We start from the raw sequence: 14,298 nt of genomic DNA, 5'->3' as shown, positions 1-14,298 counted from the left end.
TGGCCGGATGTCGCCTGTGGTCTTCTCGAAAAATTGTCGGTTCGAATGTCAGTTATACAGTACTTCAACATTCGACAAGGTTCGGTTAAAAGTTGGTTTTTTATTGGCGTCAACAATCAATGAAATTTTTGACACGGCCAAACGTTAACTTTTCAACACCGGATTCAGAATACCCCAATTTTTTAAGCCGGTATTGCTAAGAATTGACCATACCACAGGCCGTGGTTTCTGAAAAAACGTGAAAGCCTTTTCAGCATCAATCTCCGAGAGTAACAGTTATTGGAAAACGGGATTTTGGGAATCGGGTATACCGGCTATTTATGCCAGCGGACCTTCATATAATCCATTGCTTCCTGCACATTGAGCTCTCGTGTTCCGCCGCCGGTTCTCAAATAAAGCTTCGGGTTGTTACCTTGTTGAATGAAGACCGGGCGTGTTGACGGGAGCACGATCAAGCGGCAAATATCCAGTCCGTCGAGATCATGATAGACGACCCGTACGAATTGACAGATATCGGCGCCCATATTCGACGCGATCATGGTCATGATCAGCTGCTCATATCCGTCACGGCCGGGTTTTTTCAACGTTTGATAATCCTGGTTTAATCCCAGGATTTCGCCCTCGTCGGATACCCCGATCAATAATGTGCCGCCTTGTCCGTTCATAAAGCCGGCTAAGGTCTTGATCACGACGCCCTCGAGCGCGCGATTAACCCGATTTTCAACGATGTCCCAGCGCAATGACGATTTAAATTCCAAATGCGGATTTTCTCCCTGTTTGATCAGCGCCTCTAAATCCTTGTCCAACTCATGCGTAAGCTGTTGAATTTGCAGCCAGCGCCGATGCATGACATTGTAAAGCAACGCGGTAATGCAGCCTAAACTTGCGCCGACGAAAGCATAAAAAGTTGTTTTCATCGGAGTCTTGCCCCTCAGCGAATTCATCACTTCACCGGTCACATATCGAATCACATTCGCTGCATCGGGCCGGTAGCGTTCGTGTTCGAAGTAATAAACGAATTCGTTGATCGGATATAAAAAGAAAAAGCCGATCAGGGCACCGAGCAAGGCGGCCGTAAAATACAAAGCAACCCAATACCGGGTGCGAAATAAAACTAAACTGGTCAGAAACTGCATAGTGGAATTAAATTGGAATTGTATGAATTCGTTAGCCCTTCGAGTTAATACGCCACCTCGACTGCCGGTTCCCGACGCAGTCTACCGCTTACATCCATGTAAGCGTCTTCGACAAGGGGAAAATGAATACCGTAAAAATCATGCCGGATCTTGGTTAATCCGGCAGCCCAGTCTATTCAACCAAGAACTGCCGCATCATGCCCAAGTTTTCATGCTCCAGATTATGACAGTGGTATAAGAACAGGCCTTTAAAATCTTGGAAGGGCTTGGCAATTTCCACTTCTTCGCCAGGCATGACCAAGACGGTATCCTTCCAACCGCTATCGATGAAACCGTCTTTGACGGTCTCATAACCCTTCGAACCCATCGGACCGATTTTTCTCGATAGAATTTGGTATTGTTGACCGTGTAAATGAATCGGATGCGCCATCGATAGATTCATGCCGCCCATCATACCCATACCTTCTCCCTCTTCCATACCACCGCCCATTTGCATGTCGGTATCGCCACCGTGCTGCATCCCACGCATACCGCGACCCATGCCCATTCCGCCTTCATGATCGGCTTGTTGTGCATCGCCGTCATGTTGCATACCGCCCATCATGCCCATACCGCCGCCATGGCGCATGCCTCCCATCTTACCCATGCCGCCGCGGCCATGACCGCCTTGCATCGACTCTCCTTCTTGTTTATCGGTGCCATGCTTCATCTGCATTGCCGAATCTGCTTTCGGTTTAGGATCGTGCTCCATTTTGGCATCGCCGTGCTGACCGCCGCCAGGGCCATGATCATGAAAGATTTTGATTTTTTTGATCGAACCCAGCTTGACTTTCTCAAAATCGAACACATGATCCATCGTAAACGATTTGCCGTTCAGTTGCGGCCGCATCGGTTTTTCGGAAATCCCGATTGGAATCGGTTTAGCGGCATTATCGACGTGTTGTTCGGTCAAACGCTCGAAGGCGACCAATTGGGCCGGTAGCTTGGGCGAGTCTTCGGCTGTTGCGGTGACATTGAAGGTCGCGACGGCAAATTTAGCGCCCTGCGCCAAGCCGCCCGACATCATTCCGCCGCCCATCATGCCCATGCCGCGGGTTTCGTTTGCTGCGTCATTCTCCTCCATGCCGCCATGATCGCTTTGTATGCCGTGCATGCGTTCATACATCGGCGGCATCGCACCGGTATACGGCAAACTATACATAACGAGCTTCGACCCGGCTTCGCGCCCGCTAAAGTCGAGCCAAAGATCGACCCTCTCGCCGGGCGCCAGCATGATGTAAGGGCGCGTTTCCGGCTTTTCCAGTAAATGGGCGTCGGTGCCGATCGCGGTCAACGGCGTACCGTCATCCCAACCCAATTTATAGATTCTGGAATTGGAACCGTTCAAAGCACGGAAGCGGTAAGCCCGCGCCTTGACCGAAAATTCGGCATCCTCCTTGCCATTAACGATAATTTTATCGCCGAGAAAGCCCATCATTTTGTCGTGCATGCCATGTACGTAACGCAATTGGTTTTTGGCGTCGAAGCGCCTGTCTTGCAGCACTAACGGAACATCGTATTCGCCGCTGGGCAGTCCCAAGGCTTTTTCAGTATCGTCGGTGACTTTAATCAACCCAGCTAAGCCGAAATAGACTTGATCGCCGGTGACTTCATGCGCATGCGAATGATAAAAACTGGTTCCGGCAGGGTTCATCACTTCGAATTCATACACATATTGCTCGCCAGGACCTATCGTATACATCGGATGCCCGTCGCTGGCTTGCGGTACATGCAGTCCGTGCCAATGAATGATCGATGGTTCGCTTAGCCGGTTACGATAATAAACCCTGACTTTTTGGCCTTTGACCAGATTCATCACAGGCCCCAAAAAATTATCGCCGAGGTCTTGCAAGGTATCCTTAGGGCCTTTCAATAGCTTGCCATAATATTTTTGTACTTTTGACTTCTCCCCATTGCTTAGAATAGGCACGAAAGCGTTACGCGAGGTAAATTCGATTTCGACATCGGGGTTGAAGTCGGGGGAGGGCTCGCTCTTGATTTGTTTCATCGCCGCAGCGCTAATGCCGGGCAAGGAAGCTGCGGCCACGCCGAAAAACGAATATTGTAAAAACTGACGTCTTTGTTGATTGATTAGTTTTGTCATTGTTCCTTCCTCTTTTTTGTAATTATATTTTGCCGAACGAATGCATGATTACAATTTCTCTAAACAGCATGGTATTGTCGCCGCCGTCGTGTTCGTTGTGATTTAAAATCTGAACATGAGGGAACTGATGATCGGTTGAATCCGCCTATTTTTTTATTCTTTCCAACTTCACAAAACTGTACCCGAAGGAAACGTCCGGGTCATTGTGAATATCCTCACGATGCGTTTCCAACCAATGATTATTGTCGATTTCCGGAAAAAAAGTATCGCCTTCGAACGCACACCTAACCTCGGTTAGGTATAGGTAATCGGCAACCGGCAGCATGGCCTCGTAAAATGTCGCTCCGCCGATCACGAAAATTTCGTTATGATTACGGCAACTTTCCATCGCGCTTTCGATATCGTTATATACCTCGCAGCCCGAAGGACGGTAATCGGGATTACGCGTAATAACGATATTGATCCGTCCCGGCAACGGCCTGCCGATCGACTCGTACGTTTTACGGCCCATCAATATCGGCGATCCCATCGTGATGGACTTGAATTTTTTCAGGTCCGCGGATAAATACCACGGCAAGCGGTTATCGATACCGATCACGCGATTACTAGACATGGCGACGATTAGAGATATTTTCATTTTGTTAAAAAAAGGTCTTTGCTATTCTTGGAAGATTTGTTTTGGAATTCATCATACTATGAAAAACGTTTTGCTTGTATTTACCGGCGGCACGATCGGATCGGAGGCTTCCTGCGGCACGATCGCAACTTCCGTCAACGCGCCATACCGTTTACTGCAGCTATTTGAACGACAGTATCCGGAACATTCACAAATCGACTTCACAACGATACGACCGGTTCAAATTTTAAGCGAAAATATTACACCTACCTTCTGGGAAACACTGATTAAAACCATCGAGGCAGAGCAACCCGAACGCTACGACGGCGTCATCGTCACGCACGGCACCGATACCTTAGCCTATACCGCCGCCGCGTTAAGTCTTTATTTCCATGCGCTAAACAAACCGATGCTGCTGGTATCGAGCGACCGCCCCCTTGATCATCCCGAGGCCAACGGCTTGAACAATTTTATCGCCGCGATCGAATTCATCCGTCAGCGCCGCGAAACGGGCGTTTTCGTCCCTTATCGAAACCCGGGCGAATACACGCAAATCCATTTAGGCAGCCGCCTGGCTTCTTCGCTGCAACTCAGCGGCGATTTTATCAGCGTGCAAAACAAAAGCTATTGCCGTTTCGAAAACGGCGTTTTTTCCGAACCGCTCATCACGCTTAAAAACAAAGCCGGCACGGCTTTCGATTTAAAACCGGATTTCTCGAAACGCATCGCATTAATCAGGCCTTATCCGGGGTTGAATTACACGCTGTTTAATTTGGATGGCATCGATGCGGTATTGCACGATCTCTATCATTCCGGCACAGCGTGCGCTTCGATGCAGTGGGGCGCTGATTGGTCATTGCTGCCGTTCATCGAACGTTGCAGTAAGCAGGGCATTCCGGTTTATCTGGCGCCGTCGATACACACCGATAGCGCCTACGAAAGCACGCGAGAATTACTCGAACAAGGCGCCGAAATGCTTTGGAATCTGTCGCTCGAATGTGCTTATGTGAAACTGCTGCTGGCTTACGGTAATTTTAGCGATAGCAACATAAGTCGATTCATCAAGCTTGAAATTGCCTCGGAACATTTATAACTCCTTCGCACCTCGAACAGGCCTTTTATACGCTTTACATTAGTGCCTGAAGAGGCGCCGGGGCGTTAGGTCGATTTTTACTTCTCGGCAACTGCTGAGTTACAGGGATGAAAAGAATGCAGAAAATGCAGGGGGATTTTTCTACTTGCCACATGTCAGACTAGTTGTCGCCTAAAGCGCCTACTGTGGCGCCCTATTACACGCCATCCTGGGCGTAATGCAACATTGATGTTCACGTCACCAGCCACGGCGATAGCAAGGCTTTGCCATCATGAATGCTGGCAAAGAGTCTACAAGAACATATTCACCCTACACCTAAATTCCATAGTTCATAGTGAATTTTCTTGGATAATTTATGTGCTGGATTCACGACGTCCTTTGACGAGCGCCGCGGTGTCGTATTTTGATCTACGATAGGTAAAATAAAAGGACTAGGGTTTAATCGATTCGAATCAATACCATCAAATTTCCGTGTTATAGTCAGCCTATAGAATAATCATCGCCTTTTTCACAGCATAATCAGCAACCGCCCAAGATGTGCTTATCCCTTTAAAATAAGTCATGATCAATAGCCTAATTCTCAAAACTTGGATTCTAGTCGGCTTTTTCGCTCTGATTTATTTCATTTTTCTTCTCTTGCCACCGATATCGGAGTTACGCGAAATCGACTCCTATCTTCCATTACATACGATAATGGAAACTTTTTCGGTCATCGTTTCATGCATGATTTTTGGAATTATCTGGAACACATGCGACGCCGACCGTCCACGTAACCTAACTATTCTAGGCACCGCTTTTTTGTCTGTCGGCTTACTGGATTTCGCGCATTTAATGTCGTATCAAGGCATGCCGGACTTCATTAGCCCCAGCAGTCCGCAAAAAGGGATTGTGTTTTGGCTTGCTGCTCGATTCATGCTGGCCGCCGCAATGCTAGCATCATCAACGCTGGCTTGGCGACCATTCAAGTCTCAACAAGGACGTTATCGCCTACTCGCGTTTTTTTTGACGATAACCGCTTTGACATATTGGGTCGAATTATGGCATCCGACTTGGATACCGCTGTTTTGGGACGAACAAAGCGGTTTGACACCCGCCAAAAAAATTGCCGAATACATCGTGATGACGATGTATGCCGTATCGGCCGTATTATTTTACCGAGTATCCACTAAGACTCGAATGCATTTCGATTGTCGCGGTCTTTGTCCTGCAGCCAGCGTCATCGTCATCAGCGAATTATGCTTCACCAGTTATTCCAGCGTGACCGACGCGTTCAATTTGCTCGGGCACATATACAAAATCGTGGCCTATCTCTTTTTGTACCGTGTTTTATTCGAACAATTGGTACGCGACCCTTACGCCAAACTGGAGCTTTCCAGGCAAGCCATGCATCGAGAGAAAGAGCGCGCGGAAGTCACGCTGCATTCGATCATGGACGGCGTTATCACGACTAATTCGAAAGGTATCGTGACCTCGTTGAATACCGTCGCTTCGCAATTGACAGGCTTGTCGAACGAAGCGGCATCCGGTCGTCCGCTTGCCGAGGTATTTAAAGTTTTCGACGAAACCGATCACAGCCCGATCGAAAACCCGGTCGATCGTTGTCTGCGCGAACAACGGGCAATATTGCTGGCCAACCATGCCATGATAGTTTCGGCTTTCGGCACGACGTATTCGATAGAGCAATTAGCATCGCCGATTATCGACAAAGACGGCTCGATCATCGGTGTCGTCATGGTTTTTCGCGATGTCACCGAACACAGACGAATCCGAGACAACCTTGTCCGTCAAGAAAAAATGCTGTCACAAGCCCAAGCGATTGCACATCTCGGCAATTGGGAATGGGACTTGATCAGTGATCAAATGAGCTGGTCCGACGAAATGTTTCGGATCGTAGGCATGACTCCGCAATCGCGCCAACCCGACTACTCATCGTTCGCTTCATTGCTCTATTTTGAAGACAGAGACAAGGTATTGACCGCTCTTGAAGATATCTCCAAAAACCTCGAGCCGATCGAAATGGAATATCGTATTGTACGAATTGACGGTGCGATACGTCATATACAGGCATCGATTCATGTTCAGACGAATGAAGCGGGTAAACCGATCGCAATATTCGGGACCTTGCTGGACATCACCGAGCAAAAACGCACAGAAAAACAATTGCTTCGCTCGAAAGCCGAAATCGAAGACCTCTACGAAAATGCACCCTGCGGATACCATTCTTTGGATAGCGACGGCGTGATTCGTAAAATCAATCGAACCGAACTCGACTGGCTTGGCTACGAAAGCGAGGAATTGGTCGACAAGGTTCTTTTTATCGATTTGATTCCCGACGAATACGTTAAAGTATTTCAAAAAAACTTTCCTCGCTTCAAACACGAAGGTTCGGTTCAAGATCTCGAGTTCGAAATGGTCCGTAAAGACGGCTCGCATTTTTTCGTATCGGTCAACGCCACCGCGATTTATGACGAACAAGGCCATTATATTGCCAGCCGCTCCACTCTCAACGACATCACCGAACGTAAAAAAGCCCAGCAATCCCTGACCGAAAAAGAACAAAACCTATCCAAAGCACAGGCCATCGCGCACATGGGTAGCTGGGAATGGGACATTGAATCCGGCCGGCAGTCGTGGTCAGACGAACGCTTCCGTATTTTAGGCCTAGAGCCCGGAAGCATCGCAACCAGCTATGATGCATTTCTCGAATTCATTGTCGAAGAAGACCGGACACTCTTCATCAACGAAATTCAAAAAGCGCTCGACACGTCATCCACTTACCGTTGCGAATTCCGTATCCGCAGGCCCGATGGAAAAATACGCTACATTCTCGGACAAGGTGAAACCGTTCTAAATGCCGACGGAAAACCAATACAAATGACAGGAACGACGCTCGATATTACAGAACGAAAGCTCGCTGAATATGAATTGAAGAAAAACCAGCTAGAATTGCAGCATCAATCGAATATTCTACGCGCGATACTTGACGCACTCCCCGCCAATTTAGCGTTACTGGACAACGACGGTATAATTATTGCAGTAAATAAGCGCTGGGATGATTTTGCGCGTCAAAACGGTCTATCATTACAACAATTCGGCGTCGGCACCAATTACCCTAAAGCCTGTTACAACGCCACTTGCCTCAATTCCGACATTCAATCGACAATTGATGGATTAAAAAACGTACTGTCCGGACAAAGTCCGCAATTCGTCAATGAATACGACTGCAACTCCCCGGATCAGCAGCGTTGGTACCGTATGATCGCCGTACCGCTATCGACCGAAGAACAGCTTGGCGCAGTCGTCATGCATCTCGACATTACCGAAAGCTGGCAAAACAAGACCGAGATCGAGGCCCTGAACCGACAACTGGAGCAACGCGTTAAAAAACGCACGGCCCAGCTTGAAGCGGCCAACAAAGAACTGGAAGCATTCAGTTATTCGGTTTCCCACGATCTTCGTGCACCGTTGCGCGCGATTGACGGCTTTTCACACATGCTATCAGTCGATTACGGCGATTCGATGGACGAAAAAGCTCGCCGCTATCTCGATCGTATTCAAAATGCAGCCAAGCGCATGGCTGAGTTAATCGACGACTTGCTACAATTGTCCCGCGTTAACCGAGGCGAATTACGATACGTCGAAGTCGATTTATCAAAAATGGCGCAAGAGATTCTTACGGACCTCAAGCAAAGGGAACCGGAGCGCAAGGCTGAATTCCTAATAGCGCCTGACTGTCGCATATTCGGCGACAGTCAATTATTGAAAATCGTTTTGGAAAACTTGTTAGCCAACGCATGGAAATTCACGCGTCATCGAGAACCGACTATAATCGAACTCGGTTTTTATCGTAGTAACGAGCAAACGGTCTATTTTGTGCGCGATAATGGCGCCGGATTCAATCCGAAATACACGCACAAGCTGTTCGGAGCTTTTCAACGGCTGCACAGCGAAGATGAATTCGAGGGTACAGGTGTCGGTTTGGCGACGGTACAGCGTATTATTTCTCGTCACAACGGCAGCGTTTGGGCGGAAAGCGTTCCGGATGAAGGAGCGACCTTTTTTTTCAAACTCTAATTTTACTACCATGAGATTATATAACATGAGCGACAAAGTCATATTGCTGGTGGAAGACAACGAAGACGACGTTACGTTGATGCTCAGGGCCTTACAAGATAATAACATTACGAATAAAATAGAAGTCGTCAGAGACGGCGAAGAGGCACTGGACTATTTGTTTGCTCGCGGCAAGCATAGCGAACGAGATCGCCGATTATTACCTCGCATCATCTTGCTCGATTTAAAATTACCCAAACTGGACGGTTTGGAAGTGCTCAAACAAATCCGCGGCATCGATCAAACTCGTCTAACTCCGGTTGTCGTATTAACTTCGTCCAAAGAATCCTGCGACCTGGAAGCCAGTTATCGTCTCGGAGCCAACAGCTATATCCAAAAACCGCTCGATTTTGCAAAGTTTGTCGAAGCCGTGCGCGAAATTGCCGGCTATTGGCTGAACTGGAATGAAACAGTAATAACATGAATACGACTCAAATCGGCAAAATTTCGATCCTGATGATCGAAGACGATAAGTTGGACGAAGCGCTAGTCATATCAACTCTTGAAAGAGATGGACTGTCGTTCGAGCATACTGCGATACAAAATAAACAAGACCTACATACATTACTCGATAGTCGGCCTTGGGACGTCATCGTCTCCGATTATAATCTGCCGGCATTCAGCGCTTACGAAGTACTCGATATCCTCGAAGCGAACAATCTCGATATCCCCTGTATCGTTATTTCAGGTTGTTTGAACGAAGAAACCGCAGTCACGCTGCTGAAAAAAGGCGCTCACGATTTCATACCGAAACACAACCTTGTCCGACTGGTTCCCGCCATTCGAAGAGAAGTCGCCGAAGCGAAAAACCGCGCGACAAAACGTCAAGTCGAACAGGCGTTGAAACAAAAAGAAAAATTATTAAACAACATCGTCGGCGCGCTGGGCGAAGGACTGGCAGTTACCGATGCCCAGGGACGCATCCTGTTCATAAACCCCGAAGCGGAGAGGCTGTTAGGTTGGCGCAATAACGAAGTCAGCGGACTAAATCTTCATCGACTGATACATTACCTCAAAGCGGACGGTTCGCCCTATCCAGAACAAGATTGCCCGGTCGGCAACTATACCCGTCAAGGTATTCCCTACCGTACCGAGGATGAAATTTTCATTCGTCGCGACGGCTCATTTTTTGAAGTTTCTTATGTTGCTACACCGATCCGCGAAAACGACCAAGTCATAGCGGTCGTAACGGCATTTCATGACATTAGCCGCCGAAAACAAGCCGAGCGCGAATTGAACGAATCGCGCTGCCGTTTGCGCGAATTGTCCTCTTTTTTACAGTCGGTCCGGGAAGAAGAAAGAACTCGCATCGCGCGGGAGCTACACGACGAACTGGGACAAGCACTAACCGCGCTGAAAATGGATTTAACCTGGTTGCTAACACGATTTGCCGACGACCAGGATGAAATGCTCGTCAAAACCGACAATATGATCACACTCGTCGATTCGACGGTCGACTCGATGCGCCGTATCTCTGCGAACCTGCGCCCCGGTTTACTCGATGACCTAGGATTGGCCGCAACTGCCGAATGGTTACTCGCAGAATTTCAAGAGCGGACTGGCGTCGAATATACCTTAAAAATAAGCCATGAGGAATTCGATTTCGATAACGTTCTTAACACAACGATATTTCGTATTTTGCAGGAGGCCGTCACCAACGTGGCACGCCACGCCAAAGCCTCCCGTCTCGATGTCGAACTGGAAGACTGCGACGAACGCATTGTACTATCGATAAAAGACGACGGTATCGGCCTTATTCACCAAGCCGCTAGCGCGAACAAACGAAAGCCGTTCGGCTTACTTGGCATACGCGAACGCGTCACCTCGCTGGGCGGTCATATCGATATCACCGGGCAAGCGGGACAAGGTACCAAAATTCGTGTCATGCTGCCAAAACAAGTCATTACCGAACCATTAAAAGAACATGATAAAAGTATTGCTGGTTGACGATCACGCGATCTTGCGCGAAGGCCTGAAGCTAATCCTCGCCGATTCCGACGACATCGAAGTGGTCGGCGAGGCCTCAGACGGCATGGAAGCGCTCCGGCTCATGCGTAAACTCGACATTCATGTCATGGTAATGGACATGACGATGCCCGGGCGTAGCGGTTTGGAATTGTTGAAACAAATCAAATCCGATCAACCTAAATTACCGGTACTAATCCTCAGCATGCATAGCGAGGAACAATATGCGATTCGCGCATATAAAGCCGGCGCCTCTGGCTATCTGACCAAAGAAAGCGCATCAACATTACTGGTCTCGGCAATCCGCAAAGCGGCAAGCGGCGGCATTTTCATTAGTCCAGCGTCGGCTGAACGCATGGCGATGGAATTTAATAGCAATACATCATCCGGCGACAAACCACCGCACACATTGCTCTCCGACCGCGAATTTCAAATTTTCAAACTATTGGCGGACGGTCAAGGCCTGACCGAAATTGCCAACCGACTCTCTGTCAGCGTAAAAACCATCAGCACGCACAAGACGCATATCCTCCAAAAAATGCAATTGACGACTAACGCCGACTTAATCCGTTATGCAATCAAACATCAGCTTCTAGATATGCCTTGAAAATCGACCGACAACAAAAGCCGGATTTATAGCCGGTATGCATCGAGTTCTTCTCGAAAACGTGAAATCGTTTGCAATCTCATCAACCCGTCCCCCGACACCTTCTTTCCTTAAGAACTACCAATAGCCCGCAAGCAACACGGCTTACAAACCATTTATAGGAATTTTCCTATAGCCACTCGTCTTTTTTCCTAGAAGTCATTTCGGAAATACACCGATATTTTTTATGCGCTTTTTTTCGCATGATGCTTCCCAACGAAAAACATTTATTAAAAAGTCATGAAACTGATGGTTGTTGAAGATTCCCCGTTGGTTCGCCAACGAATCATCGAAATGCTTAGCCTCAGCATTCCGGAACATTCGCTACTCGAAGCCGATTCTGTTGAAACAGCGATCGCATTGGCCACCGTTCACCATCCTGAAATCGTTTTGCTCGATTTATGCCTGGAAGACGGTCATGGATTCGAAGTTCTAAAAGCTATCAAATCCAAATGCGAAGTCGTACACATTTTAGTAATGACACTCGTCCCGACCGAGCAGCACAAAAAGCGTGCATTGCAATATGGCGCCAGCTATTTCTTCGACAAGATCAAGGACTATAACAATATTATCGAGGTCATTACGGGCTTGGTCGGTCGCCCGGATATGAATTCAAAACATTAGTCGACTGGGAGTCAATATGGAAAACATCAGAACAGCTTGCCTGATCGGTACGGCAATTATCGGTGCAATGGGCGCCTGTGCCGTCGCGATCACCGCTATTGCGGACCTTGGTTGGCAAGCTGCGGCAATCGCCGCATCATTGCCTATCGTTGCTATCGGTATTGGCATACGCCTCAGCAATACACTTTCAGGTCAAGTCGCGGCCACATTAAATTCGGATAATACAAAAAACCGGGAATCCGACAAAAATTTGATCGCAACATTACTGGAAAATCAGCAACATTTGGCACACCAATTGATGCCGGTATGGACACGGCAGATCGAAAGCTCCCGCAGCCAGATGGAAAACGCGACGATGCAACTTCTCGACCAATTTAGCGAAATCATTGACCGCATCGAACAATCGATCGACGCTTCGGCGATGGCTTCGGGCGATTCCGGTTTAGTCGTGATGTTCGAGCGCAATAAGCAAGAACTCGAAACCGTCGTCAATTCTCTTCGCGCGGCTAAACAAAACAAAGATGCTCTGCTGATGGAAATACACCGATTGCTGCAATTCATCGACGATCTGAAAACCATGGCCGCCGATGTCGCCGGCATCGCGGGTCAAACCAATCTGCTCGCGCTCAATGCATCGATCGAGGCGGCGCGCGCCGGAGAGGCAGGTCGAGGTTTCGCGGTGGTGGCCGATGAGGTTCGTAAACTGTCGACCATGTCTGGTGAAACCGGCAAACGCATCACCGAAAAAGTCGAAACGATCAATGCCGCGATCTCTTCGGCATTTGAAGAAGCCACGCATACAGCAGAACACGATGCCGAGTCGGTCAATCATGCCGAGCAATCGATCAACAAAGTTTTGAGCGATTTTCACGAAGCCACGAATACGCTTGCCGAATCGACGGCAATTCTACGCAACGAAAGCGCCTGTATTCAACGGGAAGTGCAAAACGCTATCGTCAGCTTGCAATTCCAAGACCGTGTCAGCCAAGTACTCAGTCACGTCTGCGAAAACATCGAAAGCCTGCCTCCTCGTTTCGACAGCATGCTCGAAAAATTCAACACTAACGGCGAAATCGAAACCATCGATCCCGAAGCGTTAATGGCCGAATTGGAACGCTCTTACGCGATGGCGGAAGAGCGCCAGCTTCACCAAGAGGGTCGGAAGCCGGACCAAACGGCCGATGACGCCCCTTCAATCATTACTTTTTTCTAGGAGAAAAACCATGAGCAAAACCATCATGATCGTCGACGATTCCTCATCGATCCGTCAACTCGTCAAAATCTCGTTGAAAGGCGACGGCTACGAGGTCATCGAGGCCTGCGACGGCAAAGACGCACTAAGCAAAATGGACGGCAAGAAAATTCATTTGATCATTTCCGATGTCAATATGCCGAACATGGACGGCATCACATTCGTCAAAGAAGCCAAAAAACTACCTGCCTATAAATTTACGCCGATCATCATGCTGACTACCGAATCACAGCAAAGTAAGATCCAAGAGGGTCAAGCGGCAGGCGCCAAAGCCTGGGTCGTTAAGCCGTTTCAGCCGCAACAGATGCTAGCCGCAGTTTCCAAATTGATTCTCCCGTGAACTTCAATAATCTGCTCGATGGCACTGCAAATGGCTCAGCAATCGTAACCGAACTTAAAGCCTAGGAGAACTCATGCAAACTCTAGCTCTGGAAAGCGAACTCAACATTTTCAACGCAGCAGAACAAAAGCCGCGCTTACTTGAGTTTCTCGAGTGCGACGAAGAATTGGAGGTCGATCTCGCTAATGTTTCGGAAATCGACACCGCCGGCTTGCAGCTTTTGATCCTGATTAAACGCGAAGCCATGAAAGCCGGTAAAAAACTCAAGTTTGTCATGCATAGCCAAGCGGTCCTGAACGTATTGGAGCTGACCAACTTGACCGGCACTTTCGGCGATCAAGTAGTGCTCTCCAGCGACGAGGAGTAAAAC

12 protein-coding genes are annotated in these 14,298 nt (G+C 48.3%); 9 read left to right on the top strand and 3 right to left on the bottom strand.

What is annotated here, in order from left to right; all coding sequences use genetic code 11:
- Positions 1-314: 314 nt before the first annotated feature.
- The 3 genes from METBU_RS0116130 to METBU_RS0116120 form a co-directional block, all read right to left on the bottom strand.
- Complete coding sequence (locus METBU_RS0116130; protein WP_017841609.1) at positions 315-1,136, bottom strand: AlbA family DNA-binding domain-containing protein; 822 nt, start codon at positions 1,134-1,136, stop codon at positions 315-317.
- A 172-nt stretch (positions 1,137-1,308) separates the two neighbouring features.
- Entirely contained in the window at positions 1,309-3,279 is a 1,971-nt protein-coding gene (locus METBU_RS0116125; RefSeq protein WP_017841608.1) for a multicopper oxidase family protein, read from the bottom strand.
- Positions 3,280-3,424: 145 nt separating this feature from the next.
- Positions 3,425-3,916: a dihydrofolate reductase gene (locus METBU_RS0116120; protein WP_026130269.1), complete on the bottom strand. Its 492-nt coding sequence runs from the start codon at positions 3,914-3,916 to the stop codon at positions 3,425-3,427.
- A 58-nt stretch (positions 3,917-3,974) separates the two neighbouring features.
- Here METBU_RS0116120 and METBU_RS0116115 point away from each other — a divergent pair, with 58 nt between their 5' ends.
- From METBU_RS0116115 to METBU_RS0116075, 9 genes are all read left to right on the top strand, one after another.
- Positions 3,975-4,988 (top strand): asparaginase, encoded by a 1,014-nt coding sequence (locus METBU_RS0116115; protein WP_026130268.1) that lies wholly within the window; start codon positions 3,975-3,977, stop codon positions 4,986-4,988.
- Positions 4,989-5,549: 561 nt separating this feature from the next.
- Entirely contained in the window at positions 5,550-9,062 is a 3,513-nt protein-coding gene (locus tag METBU_RS25410) for an MASE3 domain-containing protein (protein ID WP_017841605.1), read from the top strand.
- 25 nt (positions 9,063-9,087) lie between these two features.
- The gene (locus tag METBU_RS0116105; protein ID WP_138767363.1) at positions 9,088-9,525 is read left to right on the top strand and encodes a response regulator; all 438 of its coding nucleotides are present in this window, start codon (positions 9,088-9,090) and stop codon (positions 9,523-9,525) included.
- Positions 9,522-11,048 (top strand): PAS domain S-box protein, encoded by a 1,527-nt coding sequence (locus METBU_RS24410; protein WP_017841603.1) that lies wholly within the window; start codon positions 9,522-9,524, stop codon positions 11,046-11,048. Before METBU_RS0116105 ends, METBU_RS24410 begins: the two co-directional genes overlap by 4 nt.
- A complete protein-coding gene (locus METBU_RS0116095) occupies positions 11,026-11,673 on the top strand; it encodes a response regulator (protein WP_017841602.1) in 648 nt (215 codons plus the stop codon). The genes METBU_RS24410 and METBU_RS0116095 overlap by 23 nt, the downstream gene beginning before the upstream one ends.
- 279 nt (positions 11,674-11,952) lie before the next feature.
- Positions 11,953-12,336, top strand: coding sequence for a response regulator (locus tag METBU_RS0116090; protein ID WP_017841601.1), 384 nt, complete (start codon positions 11,953-11,955; stop codon positions 12,334-12,336).
- A gap of 16 nt (positions 12,337-12,352) precedes the next feature.
- Positions 12,353-13,549: a methyl-accepting chemotaxis protein gene (locus METBU_RS24405; RefSeq protein WP_017841600.1), complete on the top strand. Its 1,197-nt coding sequence runs from the start codon at positions 12,353-12,355 to the stop codon at positions 13,547-13,549.
- Between the two features lie 10 nt (positions 13,550-13,559).
- A complete protein-coding gene (locus METBU_RS0116080) occupies positions 13,560-13,928 on the top strand; it encodes a response regulator (RefSeq protein ID WP_017841599.1) in 369 nt (122 codons plus the stop codon).
- A gap of 73 nt (positions 13,929-14,001) precedes the next feature.
- On the top strand, positions 14,002-14,295 hold the full coding sequence (locus METBU_RS0116075; protein WP_017841598.1) for an STAS domain-containing protein: 294 nt from the start codon (positions 14,002-14,004) through the stop codon (positions 14,293-14,295).
- Positions 14,296-14,298 lie beyond the last annotated feature (3 nt).

It is taken from the genome of Methylotuvimicrobium buryatense 5G (genome assembly GCF_000341735.1).
GTDB classification, from domain to species: domain Bacteria; phylum Pseudomonadota; class Gammaproteobacteria; order Methylococcales; family Methylomonadaceae; genus Methylotuvimicrobium; species Methylotuvimicrobium buryatense.
This window is presented reverse-complemented; position numbering and strand designations above follow the sequence as displayed.